Source organism: Marivita sp. (assembly GCF_020055675.1).
GTDB lineage: Bacteria > Pseudomonadota > Alphaproteobacteria > Rhodobacterales > Rhodobacteraceae > Marivita.
On the sequence record NZ_JAIPUS010000004.1, the window covers coordinates 52,687 to 71,937 of the forward strand.

21 protein-coding genes are annotated in these 19,251 nt (G+C 62.8%); 9 read left to right on the forward strand and 12 right to left on the reverse strand.

Features of this window, described 5'->3' with window-relative positions:
* Window positions 1-36: 36 nt before the first annotated feature.
* The gene (gene phbB / locus LCF59_RS04520; RefSeq protein ID WP_292286030.1) at window positions 37-768 is read right to left on the reverse strand and encodes an acetoacetyl-CoA reductase; all 732 of its coding nucleotides are present in this window, start codon (window positions 766-768) and stop codon (window positions 37-39) included.
* Window positions 769-811: 43 nt separating this feature from the next.
* On the reverse strand, window positions 812-1,999 hold the full coding sequence (locus LCF59_RS04525; protein WP_292286032.1) for a thiolase family protein: 1,188 nt from the start codon (window positions 1,997-1,999) through the stop codon (window positions 812-814).
* Window positions 2,000-2,421: 422 nt separating this feature from the next.
* On the opposite strand from LCF59_RS04525, the gene LCF59_RS04530 reads away from it, so the two are divergent.
* The 6 genes from LCF59_RS04530 to LCF59_RS04555 all read left to right on the forward strand — a co-directional run bounded on the left by LCF59_RS04530 (window position 2,422) and on the right by LCF59_RS04555 (window position 6,040).
* Window positions 2,422-3,111, forward strand: coding sequence for a hypothetical protein (locus tag LCF59_RS04530; RefSeq protein ID WP_292286033.1), 690 nt, complete (start codon window positions 2,422-2,424; stop codon window positions 3,109-3,111).
* A 12-nt stretch (window positions 3,112-3,123) separates the two neighbouring features.
* The gene (locus tag LCF59_RS04535) at window positions 3,124-3,894 is read left to right on the forward strand and encodes an SDR family NAD(P)-dependent oxidoreductase (protein ID WP_292286035.1); all 771 of its coding nucleotides are present in this window, start codon (window positions 3,124-3,126) and stop codon (window positions 3,892-3,894) included.
* A 65-nt stretch (window positions 3,895-3,959) separates the two neighbouring features.
* Window positions 3,960-4,454, forward strand: coding sequence for a hypothetical protein (locus LCF59_RS04540; RefSeq protein WP_292286036.1), 495 nt, complete (start codon window positions 3,960-3,962; stop codon window positions 4,452-4,454).
* Between the two features lie 30 nt (window positions 4,455-4,484).
* On the forward strand, window positions 4,485-5,033 hold the full coding sequence (locus tag LCF59_RS04545) for an HdeD family acid-resistance protein (RefSeq protein WP_292286037.1): 549 nt from the start codon (window positions 4,485-4,487) through the stop codon (window positions 5,031-5,033).
* Window positions 5,034-5,045: 12 nt separating this feature from the next.
* A complete protein-coding gene (locus tag LCF59_RS04550) occupies window positions 5,046-5,426 on the forward strand; it encodes an STAS/SEC14 domain-containing protein (protein ID WP_292286039.1) in 381 nt (126 codons plus the stop codon).
* Between the two features lie 125 nt (window positions 5,427-5,551).
* The gene (locus LCF59_RS04555) at window positions 5,552-6,040 is read left to right on the forward strand and encodes a hypothetical protein (RefSeq protein WP_292286040.1); all 489 of its coding nucleotides are present in this window, start codon (window positions 5,552-5,554) and stop codon (window positions 6,038-6,040) included.
* 15 nt (window positions 6,041-6,055) lie between these two features.
* Here the strand turns inward: LCF59_RS04555 and LCF59_RS04560 are convergent, their stop codons facing one another.
* From LCF59_RS04560 to atpD, 10 genes are read right to left on the reverse strand one after another with little or no spacing between them, the layout of a single operon-like run.
* Window positions 6,056-6,940, reverse strand: coding sequence for a F0F1 ATP synthase subunit gamma (locus LCF59_RS04560; RefSeq protein WP_292286042.1), 885 nt, complete (start codon window positions 6,938-6,940; stop codon window positions 6,056-6,058).
* Window positions 6,927-8,459 (reverse strand): alternate F1F0 ATPase, F1 subunit alpha, encoded by a 1,533-nt coding sequence (locus tag LCF59_RS04565; RefSeq protein WP_292286044.1) that lies wholly within the window; start codon window positions 8,457-8,459, stop codon window positions 6,927-6,929. The genes LCF59_RS04560 and LCF59_RS04565 overlap by 14 nt, the downstream gene beginning before the upstream one ends.
* 18 nt (window positions 8,460-8,477) lie before the next feature.
* Window positions 8,478-9,266 carry a F0F1 ATP synthase subunit delta gene (locus LCF59_RS04570; RefSeq protein WP_292286046.1) on the reverse strand — a complete coding sequence of 263 codons (789 nt, stop codon included), beginning with the start codon at window positions 9,264-9,266 and terminating at the stop codon, window positions 8,478-8,480.
* A 3-nt stretch (window positions 9,267-9,269) separates the two neighbouring features.
* Complete coding sequence (locus LCF59_RS04575) at window positions 9,270-9,548, reverse strand: F0F1 ATP synthase subunit C (protein WP_292286048.1); 279 nt, start codon at window positions 9,546-9,548, stop codon at window positions 9,270-9,272.
* A gap of 2 nt (window positions 9,549-9,550) precedes the next feature.
* Complete coding sequence (locus LCF59_RS04580) at window positions 9,551-10,273, reverse strand: F0F1 ATP synthase subunit A (RefSeq protein ID WP_292286050.1); 723 nt, start codon at window positions 10,271-10,273, stop codon at window positions 9,551-9,553.
* Window positions 10,264-10,548, reverse strand: coding sequence for an ATP synthase subunit I (locus tag LCF59_RS04585; RefSeq protein WP_292286052.1), 285 nt, complete (start codon window positions 10,546-10,548; stop codon window positions 10,264-10,266). Before LCF59_RS04585 ends, LCF59_RS04580 begins: the two co-directional genes overlap by 10 nt.
* Window positions 10,545-11,768 (reverse strand): cation:proton antiporter, encoded by a 1,224-nt coding sequence (locus LCF59_RS04590; RefSeq protein ID WP_292286054.1) that lies wholly within the window; start codon window positions 11,766-11,768, stop codon window positions 10,545-10,547. The genes LCF59_RS04585 and LCF59_RS04590 overlap by 4 nt, the downstream gene beginning before the upstream one ends.
* On the reverse strand, window positions 11,761-12,048 hold the full coding sequence (locus LCF59_RS04595; protein WP_292286056.1) for an AtpZ/AtpI family protein: 288 nt from the start codon (window positions 12,046-12,048) through the stop codon (window positions 11,761-11,763). Before LCF59_RS04595 ends, LCF59_RS04590 begins: the two co-directional genes overlap by 8 nt.
* Entirely contained in the window at window positions 12,045-12,437 is a 393-nt protein-coding gene (locus LCF59_RS04600) for a F0F1 ATP synthase subunit epsilon (protein ID WP_292286058.1), read from the reverse strand. Before LCF59_RS04600 ends, LCF59_RS04595 begins: the two co-directional genes overlap by 4 nt.
* Window positions 12,427-13,842 carry a F0F1 ATP synthase subunit beta gene (gene atpD, locus LCF59_RS04605; protein WP_292286060.1) on the reverse strand — a complete coding sequence of 472 codons (1,416 nt, stop codon included), beginning with the start codon at window positions 13,840-13,842 and terminating at the stop codon, window positions 12,427-12,429. The genes LCF59_RS04600 and atpD overlap by 11 nt, the downstream gene beginning before the upstream one ends.
* A gap of 764 nt (window positions 13,843-14,606) precedes the next feature.
* On the opposite strand from atpD, the gene LCF59_RS04610 reads away from it, so the two are divergent.
* The 3 genes from LCF59_RS04610 (at window position 14,607) to ligA (ending at window position 19,243) form a co-directional block, all read left to right on the forward strand.
* Window positions 14,607-16,610, forward strand: coding sequence for a protein-L-isoaspartate(D-aspartate) O-methyltransferase (locus LCF59_RS04610; RefSeq protein ID WP_292286062.1), 2,004 nt, complete (start codon window positions 14,607-14,609; stop codon window positions 16,608-16,610).
* Between the two features lie 252 nt (window positions 16,611-16,862).
* The gene (locus LCF59_RS04615) at window positions 16,863-17,096 is read left to right on the forward strand and encodes a hypothetical protein (protein ID WP_292286064.1); all 234 of its coding nucleotides are present in this window, start codon (window positions 16,863-16,865) and stop codon (window positions 17,094-17,096) included.
* 149 nt (window positions 17,097-17,245) lie between these two features.
* On the forward strand, window positions 17,246-19,243 hold the full coding sequence (ligA, locus tag LCF59_RS04620) for an NAD-dependent DNA ligase LigA (protein ID WP_292286066.1): 1,998 nt from the start codon (window positions 17,246-17,248) through the stop codon (window positions 19,241-19,243).
* The last annotated feature ends 8 nt before the right edge of the window (window positions 19,244-19,251 follow it).

The following is a 19,251-nucleotide window of genomic DNA, read 5'->3' on the forward strand; positions in this document are numbered from 1 at the left end:
CTCATCTGTCTTGAAAAGGGTGGCGTCAGTGTGTGGTCAGCCCATGCGCATGCCGCCATTCACAGGCAATGTGGCCCCGGTGACAAAGCCCGCATCTTCTGCGGCCAGAAAACGCACCCAACGTCCGATCTCATCCGGCTCGGCGAGGCGCGACATCGGCACCATCTTGAGGATTTTCTCGATCATCTCGTCGGGCACCGCCTCGACCATCGACGTGTCGGCATATCCGGGCGCGATCGCGTTGACGGTGATGCCCTTGGATGCCGATTCGCGGGCCAGAGCGCGGGTAAAGCCCTCGACACCGGCCTTTGCCGCACAATAATTGGTCTGGCCCATCTGGCCGCGCGCGGCATTGACCGAGGAAATGTTGATGATGCGTCCAAAGCCGCGCTCGCGCATGCCGCCGATGACATGCCGGGTGACATTGAACATCGAGCCCAGATCGACTCCGATCACCGCATCCCAATCTTCGCGGTCCATCTTGTGGAACATGCCGTCCTTGTTGACGCCGGCGTTATTGACCAGGATGTCGAGCGGCCCGATGGCGTCTTCCACATCCCGGACGCCCTTTGCACAGGCGTCGAAATCGCTCACATCCCATTCGAATACCGGGATGCCGGTCTCATCGAAAAATGCCTTGGCCCGGTCGCCCGCGCCAAGGTGGGTTGCGGCCACGGTCGCGCCGGCGTCGGCAAGGGCTTTCGCCGCCGCTGCGCCAAGGCCCTGAACGCCGCCGGTCACAAGCGCGGTTCTGGTCTGGTCGGTCATTCGCATTGTCCTTTCTGTATTGATCCATTGCGTCTCGGGGAGATCAGGCGTCGCGCTCCAGCAGCAGGGCAATGCCCTGGCCGCCACCGATGCAAAGCGTGACCAAGCCGCGCCGGATGTCGTCGCGCGCCATGGAATGCAGCAATCGGGTGGTCAGCACCGCCCCGGTCGCCCCGATCGGATGGCCATGCGCGATGGCGCCCCCTTCGACATTGACGATGTCCTCGGACAGGTCCAACTCGTTCGTTACTGCAATGGCGATGGCCGCAAACGCCTCGTTGATCTCGGCGCGCTCCACATCGCCTGCCGACCATCCGGCGCGGTCGAGCGCCTGATGGACCGCAGGCACCGGCCCAAGGCCGAACATGCCCGGTGCGACCGCGCCCACACCGGTGGCCACCAGCCTGGCGGCAACGTCCAGGCCGTGTTCGGAGGCAAAGCGCGCGGTTGTGACAATCATGGCAGAGGCGGCAGAGTTGAGCCCCGGCGCGTTGCCGGCGGTGATGGTGCCGTCCTCGCGGAAGGCGGGGCGCAGCTTGGCGAGTCCCTCGGCGGTGGCGTCCGGGCGGTTTGACTCGTCCTCCTTGAAGTCCGATTTGCCCGATTTCGACGTGACCTCGATGGGCAGGATTTCACCCGCGAAATGGCCGGCCTCCTCGGCCTTGGAAAACCGCTGATGTGACCGCGCGGCCCAAGTGTCCTGCGCCTCGCGAGAAATATCGGGTTCGGCGACCAGGTCTTCCGTGTGCCAGCCGGAATGTTTGCCGGAAAAGGCGTCGTTCAGCCCGTCGCGCAGCATCGCATCCTCGATTTTGCCTGGTCCCATCCGGTAACCCCAGCGGGCGCGGTCCAGCAGGTAGGGGCCTTGGTCCATGTTCTCCATGCCGCCGGCGATGACGCAGTCGGCCTCGCCCAGCCGCAGACTGCGGGCAGCAGAGGCAATCGCCTCGGCTCCGGAGCCGCAAACCCGGTTGATGGTCATCGCCGGGACACCCTCGGGAAGACCCCCGTTCAGCGTGGCCTGTCGCGCCGGGTTCATGCCGGTGCCTGCCTGGATCACGTTTCCAAAGACCACAGAAGACACCTTGTCCGGCGCAACGCCGCTGCGCCGCAGCACTTCGCCCACGACCTGTGCGCCCAGATCAGGCGCAGCGATTGTCTTGAGGCTGCCACCGAATTTTCCGATCGCTGTGCGAACGGGATGACAAAGGACAATATCGGTGTCTTTCATGATGCGCCGCCTTTCGCTCCTGCTGTTCGATCGGGGTTCTTGAAAAGCCCGAAAGAGGTGAGGCAGACCTGACCGACGGGTCGTGGATCCTCTGCGTCGGTCGGGGCTGCACACACATGATTTTCACAACCCCCGGCACGATGGCATCAATGCAGAGCCGGCCGCCGCAGGGCTTGCTGGACACACTGAGGTGATTTCGGCCCGGTCTCATTAACCCGCGTTAATGTTGGCATGACTAGAGAACGGTAATTTCAAGGGTGAAATCGATCTGCAGTCGGCGTGTCCGACAGACGACTGTCAAGGATCCGTGCGCGGCCAACGGCTTGCGATTGCGTGAGGCGAACATACCTCGCCCGGCTTTCGACCGGCGGCATGTCCGGTGGCAAGCGGCACCGAAGGCTCGTGATGGAGGTTATGGAATCATGGTTACGAAAAGTTTCGTGCTTCTCGGAGACGACGCCCCTGCACGACCGGGTACGGGGCTGACGGGACAGGAAAGCGCGACGGGGCGATATGAATTTCGGGTATGGCCGCATGACGTGCCGCAGGCGGCGGCGCTGCTTCAGAAATCCTGGCCGCTTGTCGGCGCTGAGCGGCGAACAGACCTCTATCTGCTGACACAGAACAGCCCATCGAGATTGGTGAAATTGCGCGCCGGAAATCGGCTCGAAGTGAAACGCCGAGGTCAGGACCTTGGCCCGCTACAGCATTGGACCAACCATGCCTATCCGCTGTTTCCGCTCCCTCTCAGAGCCTTGCGGGCCTTGGCACAGACGTTGGGCCTGACAGGGCTGGCGCCTGATGCGGGGCGATCTCCGGGTCATCTCGTGGCGCGGTTGGGCAATACGAGCCCGGCAATCCTGCCGATGGGGGTCAGCAAGTCGCGGCTCCTGTTCCGCAAGGGCAGCAGCCGCGCCGAGATATGCCGTGTCACCGTTTCTGGCTGGAGCCGGTTGACCCTGGCTCTCGAGGATCCTGATCCCGACAGCGCACGCGCGACGATCGATGCCCTGCGCCTGGGGCACATGCCGAATCGCTCTTACGGCGATGTTCTTTGCCGGCGGCGGCTTGCCGCTGCACAGGCGCCCCTAAGCTCACATCTGGTAAACTGAAAGGATCAGTCCATGAAACGTCTCGACGGGAAAACCTGCCTTGTCACGGGTGGTGGCAATGGCATTGGCAAGGCCGCCTGCCTGCGGCTGGCTCGCGAGGGTGCGCATGTCGCCGTCACCGACATCAATCACGGTGATGCGAAATCAGTCCGCGAGGAGATCACGGCCCAGGGTGGCAGCGCCGACGCCTGGTCGCTGGACGTGGCCGATGCCGACGCGGTGCACCAGGTTTTCGATGCGGTCGCCGACAAGTTCGGCCAGATCGATGTCGTTGTGAACAATGCCGGCATTTCCGGTGTCGACACGCCAACCCACGAGATCAGTGAGGAAGAGTGGCGCAAGGTGATCGATATCAACGTGAACGGCGTATTTTACTGCACCAAGGCAGCTATACCGCACCTGAAAAAGGCGAGCGGCGGCAGCATCGTCAACCTGTCGTCGATCTATGGACTTGTCGGCGCGCCGGATCTCCCACCGTACCACGCCTCCAAGGGGGCCGTACGGCTCATGACCAAGACCGACGCGCTGCTGTACGCCAAGGAAGGGATCCGCGTGAACTCGGTTCATCCCGGTTTTATCTGGACACCGCTTGTCGAGGGGCTGGCAAAAAGCTCTGAAGAAGGGGTCGAGGCGTTCCGCAAGGGACTCGATGATCTGCACCCGATCGGCCATGTCGGCGAGCCCGAGGATATCGCGGCGGGCATTGCTTATCTTGCCTCCGACGATGCGAAATTCGTGACCGGATCAGAGCTCGTGATCGATGGTGGCTACACCGCGCGCTAAGCCCGCCGGCTCGGCACGCGCCAGCCCTCCAAAGGGCACTCGAAAAGTGCAGAGGATATATCCAGATGACCACGATGATGACACCGATCACCCGCACATTGACCGCGAGCATGCTCGCGGTCATCCTCGCGTCGCCGCTCGCGGCGCAGGAGGCGTCCGAAGAGACGCAGGACACCGAGCGTGTCACTGCCGAAGAAATCCAAGCCGAATTCGATGAGGCGTTCGAGACGATCCGCGCCTATTCCGAGGACCAGCGCGATGAGGCTGTGGATGCGATACGCGAGACGCTTTCGCAAATCGATGCGGAGATCGCCACGCTTGAACAGCGGGCGCGTGAGAATTGGGCCGATATGTCGGAGGCCAGTCAAGAGCAGACACGCGAGACACTGGAAGCGCTGCGCGACCGCAGGAATGAGCTGAGCGAAGCATTCGGCGCCATGCAAGAAGGCAGCGTTTCGGCCTGGGACGAGCTTCAGGACGGCGTGGCCGATGCCTGGTCCGAGGTGAAAGACGCATGGAGCGCGGTCTTTGGCACCTCTGACAATGACGTGGAAGATTAATAGCTCTCGTCCGAGCAGGAAGGAAAGCAGATGACAGATCAGGATATGATCCAAGCCACCACACCGCGCGGGCTTAGGACTTGGCTTTGGATCGCGGGTATCGTCTCGATTGTCATGGGGGTGCTTGCAGTGCTCTTTCCCTTTGCCGCGACTCTCGCCACGGAGCTTGTGATCGGCGCACTCCTTGCTGTCTCGGGGGTATTGGAACTGGTTCGGGCCTTTGCGATGCGGCGCAACGGCAGCCTGACCTGGAACGTGCTTTTCGGTCTCGTGGCCTTGGTGGCGGGGGCTGTTCTACTGGGCTGGCCATTGCAGGGAATGGTGACGCTGACAATCGTCCTGAGCATCTTCTTTCTGCTTGGCGGCGCGCTCAAGCTGGTCGCGGGTTTCGATCTGCGGCCGTTCCCCGGCTGGGGCTGGATCGGGTTTTCCGGTGCGCTGTCGCTACTGTTGGGAGGGCTCCTGTTGTTTGGTCTGCCCGATACCGCGATGTGGGCCGTCGGGCTGCTGGTCGGCATCGATCTGATTTTTCTCGGTGTTGCCGAGATCGCCATGGCCTCTGCCATCCAGCGAGATTGAGGAACAAAGCTGATGATCGAGATCGAGCATAGCCGGCAAGACGACAGCATCGTGATCCGCGTGACAGGAACGGTCAGCCGCCGGGACGTTGATTTGGCCGTTCCGGAAATCGAGCAGGCCCTGGAACTGGCCGACGACCCGCTGAAGGTAATGATCCGGCTCGAGGATTGCGAAGGTTGGGAAATTGGCGGTCTTTGGGAAGAAATGACTTTCAGCATGCAGCGGCAGGACGCGTTTGGCCGCATTGCCGTGATCGGCGAGAGCACGCTGGAAAAATGGGGCGCCATGCTGGCTGTCCCCTTCACCGGGGCCGAAATGCGGTTCTTTTTGCACGAGAACGAGGACGCGGCGAGGGAATGGCTCGGTATGGCGCCTGAAAAAGGACCCCTGTGACGGCATGACCTTGGAAGACCTGCAAGGCATCGCCGCGACCGCGTACAAGTAAAGGCCCGAGACAGTCGCGGGCGATGATCGCTCCGACCAAATTGACACCAGAGCCGAATAGGACCGCCGATCCCATGACAACGCTTGTCGCCAGTTATTCGCTTACCGGACACACGGCCACTGTCGCGACCTCTATCGCCGACCGCTTGGGGACCAAGGCTGAACCCATCGTGGAACAAGGCGCTCGCGGCGGTCTGCTTGGCACTGCCGCAGGCGCGGTGAGCGCGCTTTTGGGCAGCAAGAGCGCCATCGCCGCACCGCTGCATGACCCGTCGACGGTTGACCTGGTCATCCTTGGCACACCGGTCTGGGCCGGAGCCCCGGCACCTGCTGTGAATGCGTATATCGACAGGCATCGCGACGCCCTCGATCGCGTGGCGTTTTTTTGCACCCAGGGCAAGGTTGGAGCGGCCGGCGCCCTGTCACGGATGGAGCGCCGGCTGGGACATCCGCCGCTGGCCACGCTTGTGGTCAATGAAGACGAGATCGGAGACAGCGGCGCACTGGATGACAGGATCGAGGCGTTCCTGTCCAAGCTTCGGGATGCCGGGGATCACACCTGATCGCTCGGCACGGTCTTATTCCTCGACCGTGCTCACGGCTTCGAATCCCGAGACGACATCCATCAATTCGCGGGTGATCGTCTCTTGCCGCTTGACGCGGTAATCCTGCATCAGGTCCTCGCGTCGTTCCTCGATATTGCGCTCCGCCCCCTGCATCGCCGCCAGACGTGTTGCGTGTTCGCTGGCCAGTGCCTCGGCCAGGGCGCGGTAGAGCACGACAAAGAGCCGTTGTTGCACCAGCCATGACAAAAGCGCGGGCGGGGACATTCGGAAGAAGGGCAGCCCCGGTCCCGGCCACGGCGCATTTAGCAGCGATTCCAGATAAGCATCCGGCAGCGGCAACAACTGCCGATCGACCGGTTTTGACAGGATGCGCCCCTCGCGCCGGTTGTGCACGACCCGAATGCGGCCAATACCCTCCTCGCGCTGCCACTTGTCGCTCTGAACGATCACGGACTGCACCAGATCGGACAGGCCCGCCGCCGTGCCGGGGAGGGTAAAGAGAATGTCGACGTGATGGCCAGCCGATTCCAGCTGGGCAGCGGCGCGCAGGCCGATCACGGCCAGCAGGGTGTCGCGACCGTTGATCTGTTTCAGAGCATGGTTCGCGACGGTTTCGTTATAGCGCCCGCACAGACCCCGCTCGGAGCCGATGACGATAAGTGCCGTGCGAGAAGACCCCTCTGCGCCAGTGCGTGGCAAGGGCAGGCCGCGCGCGTGGCGATCCTGCAGCAGCGCCGTCAGGCCCAGATCAACCGTGCGCGCGTAATCGCCCAAGGCCTCCTCGGCCTGCTCGAATTGCCGGATACTGGCGGCTGACAGCGCCTTCATGGTGCGCACGATCGAGTGTATGTCCCCGGCCGTGTCCAGAGCATCGGAGAGGGATTCAAGCGTCTGCATCAGCGCCATCCTCTTCGGTGTCCTCCAATGCCGCGCGCATCGTTTCCAGCAGGGCTGCGCGGTAATCGTCGGTCAGCTTTTCACCCGCTTCGATCGCCTCGCAGATGTCGGGGCATTGGTCGCGCACGGCGTGTTGAACACGCTCTTCGGCGGCGGACACATTCTCTGGATCAATCTCGTCAAACAACCCCTCGGTCGCGGCCAGCAGTGCGGCGATCTGTTCGGGCACGGCAAGGTGATGCTGTTCGCGCTGTTTGAGCACTTCTCGCACCCGCAGACCGCGCGTCAGTTTGCGCCGCGTTTCGTCATCCATTTGCGTGCCGAAGCGCGCAAAGGTCTCCAGTTCTTCGAATTGCGAATACATCAGCCGCAGATTGCCTGCGACCGCCCGGAACGCCGGAAGCTGTACTTTGCCGCCAACGCGACTGACCGAAGACCCGACATCCACAGCTGGCAACTGGCCCTTCTCGAACAGATCCGGCGACAGGTAAATCTGGCCATCGGTGATCGAGATAAGGTTCGTCGGGATATAGGCCGAAATATTCTGTGCCTGCGTTTCGATCACCGGCAGCGCGGTCAGTGAGCCGCCGCCTTGTTCCTTGCGCAGGTGGGTGGCACGTTCCAGCAGCCGCGAATGGATATAGAAAATGTCGCCGGGATAGGCTTCGCGCCCCGGCGGACGGCGCAGCAGCAGCGACAGTTGCCGATAGGCCCGCGCGTGGCGCGTAAGATCGTCATATACGATCAGCACATCGCGCCCCTGTGCCATGAATTGCTCGGCCATGGTGGTGGCCGCATAGGGGGCCACGAATTGCAGCCCCGGCGCGTCCTGACTGCTGGCAACGACGACGATGGTGCGGTCCATTGCGCCGTGATCACGCAGGCTGCGCAGGACGCGCGCCACCGCCGAAGCGCGTTGCCCGATGGCGCAGTAGATCGAGATCACGTCGGTGTCCGTCTGGTTGAGAATGGCATCTACGGCGATGGCGGTCTTGCCGGTCTGGCGGTCCCCCAGGATCAGTTCACGCTGGCCGCGTCCGATGGGAATGGCGGCATCCACGGCCTTGATCCCTGTCTGCAACGGCACGTTCACGGGATCGCGGTGCATGATCGGCGGGGCGTTCCGCTCGACCGGCATCCGCACATCACTTTCGACGGACCCGGCATCGTCCAGTGAACGCCCCAGCGGGTCGAGCACCCGGCCCAGCAGCGCCTCACCCACCGGCACATCCACCACCCGTTCCGTGCGACGCAGCCGGTCGCCAGGGCGCAGATCACCTGTATCGCCCAGAACGATCACGCCGACACGGTCCTCGCGCAGGTTTGATGCGATGCCCATCAGCCCGCCCTCGAACTCTACCAGTTCGTTGGCATGAAGATCGGTAAAACCTGCCACCTGCGCCACGCCGTTCCCGACCGAAACGACATGCGCAACCTCGGTCACCTCCAGACGCGGCTTGATGTTTTCAAGCGCCGTGTCCAGTGGATTGAACAGATTTTCCCCCAGAGTTTTGAGCATTTTCACGCTACCTTACAGCTAATCTGTCGCCTCTTTGCGTTTGGCCGGGCCGGCAGACTCCAGAAGCGTGTCAAGTTCACGGTTCAGGCGCTTGAGGTGCCGGGCGGCGGACCATTCCACGGTCTGTTCGCCAATGCTCAGGCGCACCCCGAGCAGCATCTCTTCGTCTTCCCAATACTCCACCTCGATGTCGGTCTCGAACTCTTCGTGCAGCGTGCGGGTGATCTTCTGGCGGGCCGCGGTATCCAGCTTGGTCGCGCTTTCCACCAGTGCGGGGCTGTCGGCGTTGTTGGCGGCACGAGTCATCTTCTTGCACGTCTCTGGGTCCAGATCCGTTAGCTTTGCAACAAACCCGTCTGCAACTTGGTCATCAATCGCGCCAGAGGTGAATTCGGCCATCAGCCGACCCGCGATGTCCAGCACCTTGTGCCCGGCCTTGCGCTGCATGTTCTGCATGAAATCGGCGCGCTGATCCTCCAGCGTCTCTTGCCAGTTCTTGCGCTTTTGCTCGACCTCGTCGCGCACGTCCTGCTCTAGCTGCTGCTTGAGCTCATTGGCCTCTGTGCGGGCCTCCTCAAGCATGTCCTGTTCCGCCTCCTCAAGCTCCTCGCGTTTCTTGCGCAGCTTCTCGGCCTCCTCCTCGGCGTCTTTGCGCTGGGATTTGGCATCCGAAAGCCGCTCTTCGATGCGCGTCTCGCGCTGGGCCATGGCGTTGGTTATGGGACGGTAGAGAAACCGTTGCAGCAGCCAGATAAGAACAAGAAAGTTGACGATCTGGGCGGCAACGGTCAGCCAGTCAATCTGCATGGATCAGCCTCCACCGCCCAAGGCGGTCGCATCGACGAACGGGTTCGCAAAGAGCAGGATCATCGACACGACAAAGCAGTAGATCGCCGTGGATTCGATCATCGCAAGGCTGACGAACAGCGTGCGCGTGATGGTGTCCGAGGCGTCGGGTTGTTGCGCCACGGCCTGCAAAGCGCGCGAGGCCGCGCGCCCTTCGGCCAGCGCCGGCCCGATCGAGCCGATGGCGATGGTCAGACCGGCCGTGACGATCGAGATTGCGGCGATTATTGTTGCGGGGTCCATGGTCAATCTCCTTCTCGCGATGTGCGGGGGGTTTCGGTATCTGCCGCCGGATCGGTCTTGCGTTGGGCCCGGCTTGCCGAGGCGATATAGACCATCGCCAGAACGGCAAAGATATAGGCCTGGATCAGGCCGGTCAGCAGGCCAAGCAACTGCATCAGGATCGGGAAAAAGAACGGGGCCACGCTGATCAGGATGCCGACAATCACCGTGCCGCTCATGACGTTGCCATACAGCCTGACCGCCAGCGCAATGGTGCGCGACAGTTCGCTGATCAGATTGAACGGAAGCATGAACGGGCTGGGTTGAAGATAGGATTTCAGGTAGCCGCCCAAACCGCGCCGGGTGATCGAAAACAGCGGCACCGCGATCAACACGCAGATCGCCAGCGCCGCCGTGGTCGAGAGCGACCCGGTCGGCGGCTGGTATCCTGGCAGGATGGTCAGCAGGTTGGCGGTGGCGATGAACAGGAATAACGTGCCGATGAAGGGCAGGTAGCGTGCCGGGTCCGCCGCGCCGACCTCGTCAATCTGGTCACGGATTGTGGTGACGACGACCTCCAGCATGACCTGCCAACGCGACACGGTTTCGCCCTCGCTCAGCCGCGCGGTGATGATCCATGACACGAGCACCAGAAGCGCCATGACGCCCCACGTGAACACGATGGTCGCATTGAGCCTCAGCCCCTGCCATTCGTAGAGAACCCAGGCGTCGGGACTTATTTCCATGAGGCGCCCCCCGCCTGTGCAGGTTTGACAAACCGTGTGGCGAATAGCCGAACTGCGATGAAGCCCAGCGTACCAAAGGCAATATCAACCGCTGTTGCGCCGCTCCATATGGCCAGCCAAAGCGCGCTCACAAGCAGACCCGCCCGGAGAAGGCCCAGGGCTGCAAAGAGCCACACGCTCTGTCCCGATGTCAGAATGCGCACGGCGGCCCACAAAACCCCCATGTAAAGCAGGCCAAAGGCACCACCGATGCATATTGCGAAGCTTTCTGTCATGTTGCTTTCCCAGCTTTCGGGTGAAGCATCATCCCGACAATGACCGGGCCGATGATGCAGGTTGCGATGCTGGTCAGCACAGCGGCATTGTAGAGCGCCTGTGGCACGGCCCAAGCCCCGAGCGTCAACCCGAAGAGCATGACCAGCAGAAAAATCTCGGCGCGCGGCACCATGCTGAACCCGATCAGGGCGCCCGGCCGCCATCCAAGCATGACCGCGGCAGGAACGCCCGCGCCCAATAGCTTGCCAACCACGGCCATAAGGGCGAGTGCGGCAGAAAGCCCGATAGCGCCGTCCAGAGCGGTCATGTCGACCGAAAGACCTATGGCCACAAAAAAGAACGGTCCGAACACAGCCAGCAGAAAGCCAAATGCCTCATCGATATTCCGTTCTGCGGGATCGCGGCTGAAAGCCAGCCCCGCGAAAAGCGCGCCAATGGCCATTGAAAGCCCCATGAATTCGGCCGTGGACGCGATGATAAAGGCCGCGCCGGTCGCAAAGACAATCGGTCCGTATGTGGACGACAGCTTGGCGAAACCGTCCGAGAGCGGTTTTTCCAGCCAGCGCGAAAACAGGTAGCAGGCAATGCTGAACAGAGCCGTCAGCAAAAGCTGTATCGCCCCGGCTTTCAGCGCCGGCGCAAGGATCGCCGTCCCTTCGGGCTGTTTCAGCAGCGGCCCCACCGCGAACAACACGCTAAGCAATACCACGGCAGAGATATCGTCAAGTTCCGCGGTATCCAGCAGCAGGGCGCCCGTGTCGCTGTCAAGCGCGCCTGCATCCTCCCAGATCCCGGTAGAGACGCCGATGCTTGTTGCACTTGCGGCAACGCCCGTAAAAAGCGCCGGGATGAGCCCAAGCCCCGGCCAGAAGATCACCAGCACAAAGGCAGCGGCCGCGCCGAGCACCATGTTTGGCAGCCAGATCAGCGCTGCGGGTCCGAGCTGACGGCGCAACGTGTCCAGATCGCTTTCGAGCCCGATCCGAAACAACAGCACAACAATGCCGATCTTGGCGAGGAAAGGCACCTGTTCGTCGAGCGTGTCGCCCGCGAACCCGGTCATGGTGGATCCGATCGACAGGGTCACACCAAGCAGGATGAAGCCGATCATGCTGGGCATGGAAACGCGGGAAAACAACGCGCGCATTGGCACCGCCAGCAGGCTTACCAGACCCATGAGAAAGAGCATCGCGGCATATTGCTCGTCGGACTCAATCATCGCGCCCCTCCCGTTGCACCCAGAACCACGCGTTGAGTGCACCCAGAAAGGCGCCCGCCAAAAGCAGGGCCAGCGTCCAGGAGGTCTCTCCCGGCCAGCGTGCATCGATCCAGCGGCCCAGTGCGGTGCCAGCGATGATCGGCACGGCCACGGCCCAGCCGACAAGGCCGAACATGCCCAGCCCGCGCCAAGCGCTTTGCTTGCGGTGCTTTCGCGCCTCCTGCATGCGGGCGGCTTTGCGGGCAATGGTCTGAGAGTCGTCTTCGGAATCTCGGGTCACTGGTTCACTCCCTGCAATTCGCGGAACCGGCGGATCATATGCGCTTCGAGCCGCGCCAGTGCCGAGCGCGCCTCGCGCTCCTCGTCTGTGTGGCGGCGGAATTCGGCCTCGACCCGCTCTCGCAAATGTCCGAGGTCGTCACTTGCGATCACATCACGCACGGCGACCATCACCGTTGGCCCGGCTTTCACCAATGTTCCGGCATTCACCCCTACGAACTGTTCCTCGCCAGCCTCTGTCTCGAAGACCAGAACCCCGGCGGCCAGTTGCGTGACATGGTCCATGTGGCGCGGCAGAATGCCAAAGACACCGTTCGCGGCCTCTGCCACGATCCGGCAGACGTGATCATGCCGCGTGACCTGTTCCGGCGTGATGATCCTAAGCTCCATTCGACCCCCCTTTGTCCTCAAGGTCGTCGACTGTGCCGATCATGTAGAAATCGCCCTCGTCGCGGTCCCCGAATTCCCCATCGAGAATGCGCGCACAGCTTTTGACCGTGTCTTCCAGTGCGACAAGGGTGCCTTTCGTGCCGGTCATCGCCTCCGTGGTGAAGAAAGGCTGGGTCAGAAACCGCTCGAGCTGACGCGCTTGCCGCACGGTGGCGCGGTCCTTTTCCGACAGCTCCTCCAACCCGAGCATGGCAATGATGTCCTTCAGCTCTTCGTATTCCGCCAGCGTGTTGCGCACCTCGCGCGCCACCCGGTAATGTTCTGTGCTGACGGTGCTGGGGGTCAGCATCCGCGAAAAGGATTGCAGCGGGTCGATGGCGGGATAAAGCCCTTCGGATGCTTTCTTGCGCGACAGCACGATCGAGGCGGACAGATGCGAGAACGTATGCGTGGCGGCCGGATCGGTGAAATCGTCGGCGGGCACATAAACCGCCTGAATGGATGTCATGGCGGCACGATCGGTCGAGCAGATTCGCTCTTCAAGTTCGGCCAGTTCGGTGCCAAGTGTTGGCTGATATCCCACCCGGCTGGGCATCCGCCCCAAAAGCCCCGACACCTCGGATCCCGCCTGCACAAAGCGAAAGATGTTGTCGATCAGCACAAGAACATCGCGGCGCTGCTCGTCGCGGAAATGCTCGGCCATGGTCAGCGCGGCATGGCCAACGCGAAACCGGACGCCGGGGCTTTCGTTCATCTGACCGAACACCATAACCGTATTGTCCAGAACACCAGCTTCCCCCATCTCGCGGTAAAGCTCCTCGGCCTCGCGGGAGCGTTCGCCGATGCCACAAAACAGGCAGACGCCTTCATATGCTGCGACCATGTTGTGAATCATCTCGGTGATTAGAACGGTCTTGCCGACGCCCGCCCCGCCGAAAAGCCCCGCCTTGCCGCCGCGCTCAAGCGGGCTGAGCAGGTCAATCGCCTTGATCCCGGTCTCGAAGACATCGCCTTCGACCCGGCGCTGCGACAAGGGCACCGGGTCGCGCAGGATTGGCCAGCGGTCGACATCGTCCAACGGGTCGCCATCGTCGATGGTGTCGCCAAACAGATTGAACATCCGCCCCAGCACCGCCTCGCCGACCGGCACTTCGATGGGTTGGCCAGTGTTCTTCACTTCCAGCCCCAAGCGCAGATCGCCGCTCGGATTCATCACCAGGCCGCGAGCGATGTCATGCGCGGGCAGACTGGCTACCTCGATGGTGATTTCCGGATCGCTCAGCGTGACAAGCCGCGACGCAATCATCGGCAGGCCATGCGCAAAGCGGACATCCGCGATGCCCCCTTCGATGGCGATGATGTGGCCCACGTCCTTGTCCTGCGCTGGCTTGTCCTGCACTTGCATGTGCCGCCTCCGCTGCTTGCGCGTCGACGGTACTGCAAGGGGGCCGGCGTTGGCCTTGATCGAAGTTAAATCAACGCATGAATGAGCGACAGCCGAGGTATCCCGGTGTTGGCCGCGCCCCTGAGACACGGCACGCCCGAAATGCGGCGTGGTGAGGCTGTTCGAGACATCTGAACCGTCGGGATGGATCGACTTGTACTGCAACAGCGGCATGAGGCAGCGCGTCAGGTGGGGTGCCGGTCCCCCCGAACGGGCTCGCTCACCTTGTTGCGCGGCGGGACGTCCCCGCTGTGTGGCAGCCTTGATCGGAGTGTCGCTCTCGGATGACCTCGCAAGGATCGCAGGGCGAAGCGTTTAACCGTGATCAATGCGTGAGACCCTGCATTTGCTTCAGGGTTCCTGCGAATCTGACAAGGGAAAGCACTTTTCATGGCGATAAAATCCGAATCTCCTCGGCAAAACGGCGAAACACTTGGCTTTGAGGGGGAGCCCCCCGAGCCTGCGACGCCGGAACCTGCGCCACCGGAAGAGCCGGTCGCGCCCCCAAAAGAGAGGCCACCAAACCCGCCGGATGAATATCCCGAGCCGCCGGGGGAAATCCCGCCCGAAATGCCGCCAGACGTGCCACAGCCCCCCGGAGAAGTGCCGCCCGGTCCGCCACCGGAGGTTCCGACCCAGAGTCGAACCGGACAGACCGCAGCCCGAGGGTAGCCCCGGTCGGCTGCCATTCTGCACTCAAGGGTGACCCAGAAAGGAGATGTGACATGACGGATTATGAGGATCTTCGCACGGAGATGGTCGAACGCCAGATCCGCGCGCGCGGGGTAAGTGATCCGCTGGTTCTGGATGCGATGGGACGCGTGCCGCGCGAGCGTTTCGTGCCGGACCGCTTGAAAGGCGAGGCTTATTCCGACCGCCCTTTGCCCATCGACGCGGACCAGACCATCTCGCAACCCTACATCGTGGCCTACATGGTCGAGGGGCTGGGTCTCAAGGGCGGTGAAAAGGTGCTCGAGATCGGCGCCGGGTCGGGCTATGCCGCCGCCATTCTGGCCGAGATCGCTGGCGAGGTTTTTGCCATCGAACGGCACGGAACACTGGCCTCCAAAGCCTCGGCGGCGCTTCACGACGCCGGTTACACCAATGTCCATATCTTTCACGGGGACGGCACACGGGGCTGGCAGGACGAAGCGCCGTTCGATGCGATCCTCGTGTCAGCCGGGGCGCCGCGCCTGCCCGAAGCCCTCAAGTCCCAACTCGCCACCGGGGGGCGCATGGTCGTGCCGGTGGGCGCCGATCAGCGCGCGCAGGAACTGGTGCGCGTGACACGGGGCGACAAGGGGCAATTCGAACGCGAAGATCTGGCCGATGTGCGGTTCGTGCCCCTGATCGGGGACCAGGGCTGGGAAGGCGAGCTGGCGGATATGCAGACGGCCCCGCCCCGCCTGATCCAGCATCGTCCGCGCCAGGCAGAAGGTCTGCCGGGCATGATCCGTGAACATGCCGAGCCCTTCGAAGACGTGAAGAGCGCGCCGCTCGACATGATGATGGATCGCATTGGCGATGCCCGGGTCGTGCTGATCGGCGAGGCGAGCCACGGCACGTCAGAGTTCTACCGGATGCGTTCGCTCATCACGAAACGGTTGATCGAGGAAAAGGGCTTTACCATTGTTGCCGCCGAGGCCGATTGGCCCGACGCCGCCCGCATCGACCACTACGTGCGCCACCGCGAAACGCCACCGTCGGAGTGGGAGGCGTTTGCCCGTTTCCCCACCTGGACGTGGCGCAACAAAGAGGTCCGGGCCTTTGCCGATTGGCTGCATGACTGGAACGCGTCGCGCGCCCCGCAGACGCGGGCTGGGTTTTACGGCCTCGACCTTTATAGCCTCTTCAACTCGGCGCAGGCGACCATCGACTATCTGGAGGATGTGGACCCCGAACTCGCCCGGATCGCGCGTCACCGCTATGGCTGTCTCAGCCCTTGGGAAGCCGATCCGGCGGCGTATGGCCACGCGGCCCTGAGCGATAGTTTTCGCAACTGTGAGGAAGATGTGACCGCGATGCTGGTCGATCTGATGCAGAATCGCCAGGAATACGCGCTGAGCGACGGTGAGCGCTTTCTGGATGCGGCGCAAAACGCTGCGCTCGTGGCCAATGCGGAGAAGTATTACCGGATCATGTACTACGGCTCCCGCGCGTCGTGGAACCTCCGCGACGATCACATGTTCCAGACCCTCCAGAACGTGATGAATTTCCAAGGAGACGGTGCGCGCGCGGTGGTCTGGGCGCATAATTCGCATATCGGCGATGCCCGCGCGACAGAAATGTCACGCCGGGGGGAGCGCAACCTTGGCGAACTTTGCGCGCGCGGGTTCGGCAACGAAAGCTACCGCATCGGGATGGGCACCGATCATGGCACGGTCGCCGCGGCCAGTGACTGGAACGGGCCCATGGAGGTCAAGAAGGTCAGTCCCGCCCACGCGCAAAGCTATGAGCGGCAATTCCACCTCTCCGGTCTGCCGGGGCTCATCCTGCCGCTGCGAGCGGGACGCGAACTGGATGTCGCGACGGAATTGTCGAAGCCGAGGTTGGAGCGGGCAATCGGGGTGATCTACCGCCCCGAGACCGAGCTTGCCAGCCACTACTTCGAGGCCGAACTGCCGCGTCAGTTCAATGAATATATCTGGGTGGATGAAACAACGGCGGTTTCGCCGCTCGGAGCCGGTCGGGCAAAGGGGCTGCCCGAGACCTATCCCTTCGGGACCTGAGACAGAGCCGCGCACAGCCGGGCTGCCAGATACCCCGCCCCGAGAAAGCAAAGGAGATGTTCATGCCGATACCGACAAGTCCGGATTTCAATCCCGGCGAGACCAGCCCCGTCCGCTTCACCTGTGACGCCACAATGTCTCGCCGGCTTTTCGCTGCAAGACGCACTTCCAGCGCCGAAGGCAGGCGCAGGGACGGGACATCAGGCGTGCAGGTTTTCGCAACTCTAAACAATGAAATGACCGAGGTCTGACATGATCGATATTTTCTGGTTCTGGTTCTTTGTCTTCCTGCTGCTTGTCACCGTATTTGCTTGGCCCACCTGGCCCTATACGAGGGAGCGATGGGTCTATCGCCGGGGCGGTGGATGGCGCTACGCGCCCAGCGGCGTTGCAGCGGCGCTTGCCATTCTTCTTCTGGTGTTCTTCTGGCTGGGACTGCTGGCCATCGCCTGGCCGTGGTATGCGGTGCCGCCCGTGGCCGGTTGACGCCATTGTCGCGGCCAGGGGCGGACGGATCGTGCCATTACGGCGTCCGCCCCTGGTCGGGCAAAAGCGGGGTGTGTTGATGTGCATTCATGCGTCCCGCTCTCCAACCCTTTGATGCGCGACGGGCGCGCGCCAGGAATTGATTGCCTATGCCGGATATGTCTGATGCCGCCAAGCGGGCCCAGGAACTCCGCGAGCGGATCAATCGCCATGATCGGTTGTATTACGTCGAGAATGAGCCCGAGATTTCGGACCGGGAATACGACAGGCTCTTCGCCGAGCTGGAAGACCTTGAGGAAGATCATCCCGAAATCGTGACGCCGGACTCTCCGACGCAGCGTGTCGGCGCAGAGCCGGAATCCGAACTTGGCAAGGTCGAGCACGTGACCGCGATGCTCAGTTTGGATGCCGGGCGCGACAAGGATCAGATCGCAGATTTCATCGACCGGGTGTGCGAGACTGTGGGAGACAACGACGTCACTCTGCTGGCAGAGCCAAAGTTCGATGGCCTCTCCATCGAGGTGGTTTACGAGGAAGGGCGGTTCTGCCGTGCCTCGACCCGTGGTGACGGGCAGACGGGCGAGGATATTTCGCACACGCTTCGCACGGTGCATGCGCTTCCGCTGAGGCTGAAAGAGGCGGACGAGGTTCGTGCAGACCTGGCTGTGCGGGGCGAGGTGATCCTGCCCAAATCCAGCTTTCAGAAGGTCAACAAGGCCCGCGTGGAGCGCGGAGACGCGCCATTCGCCAATCCGCGCAATGCCGCTGCCGGTATCCTACGGCGGCTCGACCCGTCCGAGGCCGAAAGCATCCGGTTCGCTGTCACCTTCTACGATGCCACCGGGATCGATACGGAAAACGCCCCCGGCCAGCGGGAGCTGCTCGAGGCGCTGCGCGATCTCGGCTTTCCGGTTCTCGGAGACAGGGCGCGCTGTGAGACTCTCGAGGATGCAGAAGCGTTTCATGACGACATGCAGGATCGGCGCGAGGAACTCGATTACGAGATCGACGGAATCGTGCTGAAGCTTGACGCGCGCAAGGCACGTGAAAAACTGGGGCAGCGCAGCCGCAGCCCCAGATGGGCGATCGCCTGGAAATTCCCGCCCAGAACAGTGGAGACACGGATTGCGGATATCGTGGTCGGGGTCGGCCGCACCGGTGCCCTGACGCCGGTTGCGCTGCTTGACCCGGTGGATGTGGGCGGCGTGACGGTGGCGCGGGCGACCCTTCACAACATCAAGGAAGTCCACCGCAATGACCTGCGTGTCGGCGATACCGTCCGGATCGAACGCGCGGGCGACGTGATCCCCGAAGTGGCGGAACGTGTGCCGAAACCGGGCGTGGAGCGGTCCGACCCGTTCGAGATGCCAGACCGCTGCCCCTCTTGTGGCGCCAGGGTCGAGCGGCGTGGGCCACTGACGTATTGCCCTGCGGGCGTGGCCTGCCCCGCGCAGCTTGCCGCGAAACTGGTCCATTACGGTGCGCGGGGGGCCATGGATATCGAGGGCCTCGGGGAACAGACCGCCGAGCAGCTTGTCGAGCGGGATATGGTTAAGGATATCGCGGACCTCTACGAGCTTTCCGTGGAGGAGCTGACCGCGGTCGATGGTTTCGCGGAGGCCTCCGCCGAGGCGCTTCAAGACGCCATTCATGCGCGCGGCGAGGTGCCGCTGGACCGGTTCCTCCGCGCGCTCGGCATTCCTCATGTGGGCGCAGACGCAGCGCGTCGGCTGGCCATGGCCTTCGGAACCCTGGAGGCCGTGAAGGAGGCGAGCGCGTCTGACATCGAGGAGATCGGCGGCATCGGCGCGGAAACCGCGCAGAGCGTGGCCGCGTTTTTCGCTGAAGAACGCAACTGTGACGTGGTCGCGCGACTGCTGGACGCCGGTGTCGCGCCGCAGCCCGTCGAGCGGGCGGGTCGGTCGCTGGAAGGCCAGACATTCGTGCTGACCGGCACGCTGGAGGAATGGACGCGCGAGGAGGCGACCGAGGAGATCGAGCGCCGCGGTGGGCGTGTGACGTCAAGTGTGAGTGGCAATACCGACTACGTTGTCGTCGGCACCGACCCCGGCTCGAAACGCGAGGATGCGCGCGAAGAAGGTGTCGAGATGCTGGATGAGGACGCATTTGCAAAGATGCTGGGCTGAGGAGGTGG

Bases quoted from the DNA above. Each gene is read 5' to 3' on its own strand.
- LCF59_RS04555 (WP_292286040.1), top strand. From the start codon at position 5,552: ATGACAACGCTTGTCGCCAGTTATTCGCTTACCGGACACACGGCCACT.
- atpD (WP_292286060.1), bottom strand. From the start codon at position 13,842: ATGCAAGTGCAGGACAAGCCAGCGCAGGACAAGGACGTGGGCCACATC.
- LCF59_RS04540 (WP_292286036.1), top strand. From the start codon at position 3,960: ATGACCACGATGATGACACCGATCACCCGCACATTGACCGCGAGCATG.
- LCF59_RS04600 (WP_292286058.1), bottom strand. From the start codon at position 12,437: ATGGAGCTTAGGATCATCACGCCGGAACAGGTCACGCGGCATGATCAC.
- LCF59_RS04525 (WP_292286032.1), bottom strand. From the start codon at position 1,999: ATGAAAGACACCGATATTGTCCTTTGTCATCCCGTTCGCACAGCGATC.
- LCF59_RS04585 (WP_292286052.1), bottom strand. From the start codon at position 10,548: ATGACAGAAAGCTTCGCAATATGCATCGGTGGTGCCTTTGGCCTGCTT.
- LCF59_RS04545 (WP_292286037.1), top strand. From the start codon at position 4,485: ATGACAGATCAGGATATGATCCAAGCCACCACACCGCGCGGGCTTAGG.
- LCF59_RS04590 (WP_292286054.1), bottom strand. From the start codon at position 11,768: ATGATTGAGTCCGACGAGCAATATGCCGCGATGCTCTTTCTCATGGGT.
- LCF59_RS04580 (WP_292286050.1), bottom strand. From the start codon at position 10,273: ATGGAAATAAGTCCCGACGCCTGGGTTCTCTACGAATGGCAGGGGCTG.
- LCF59_RS04530 (WP_292286033.1), top strand. From the start codon at position 2,422: ATGGTTACGAAAAGTTTCGTGCTTCTCGGAGACGACGCCCCTGCACGA.
- LCF59_RS04615 (WP_292286064.1), top strand. From the start codon at position 16,863: ATGATCGATATTTTCTGGTTCTGGTTCTTTGTCTTCCTGCTGCTTGTC.
- LCF59_RS04570 (WP_292286046.1), bottom strand. From the start codon at position 9,266: ATGCAGATTGACTGGCTGACCGTTGCCGCCCAGATCGTCAACTTTCTT.
- LCF59_RS04560 (WP_292286042.1), bottom strand. From the start codon at position 6,940: ATGCAGACGCTTGAATCCCTCTCCGATGCTCTGGACACGGCCGGGGAC.
- LCF59_RS04535 (WP_292286035.1), top strand. From the start codon at position 3,124: ATGAAACGTCTCGACGGGAAAACCTGCCTTGTCACGGGTGGTGGCAAT.
- LCF59_RS04575 (WP_292286048.1), bottom strand. From the start codon at position 9,548: ATGGACCCCGCAACAATAATCGCCGCAATCTCGATCGTCACGGCCGGT.
- LCF59_RS04610 (WP_292286062.1), top strand. From the start codon at position 14,607: ATGACGGATTATGAGGATCTTCGCACGGAGATGGTCGAACGCCAGATC.
- ligA (WP_292286066.1), top strand. From the start codon at position 17,246: ATGCCGGATATGTCTGATGCCGCCAAGCGGGCCCAGGAACTCCGCGAG.
- phbB (WP_292286030.1), bottom strand. From the start codon at position 768: ATGACCGACCAGACCAGAACCGCGCTTGTGACCGGCGGCGTTCAGGGC.
- LCF59_RS04565 (WP_292286044.1), bottom strand. From the start codon at position 8,459: ATGCTCAAAACTCTGGGGGAAAATCTGTTCAATCCACTGGACACGGCG.
- LCF59_RS04550 (WP_292286039.1), top strand. From the start codon at position 5,046: ATGATCGAGATCGAGCATAGCCGGCAAGACGACAGCATCGTGATCCGC.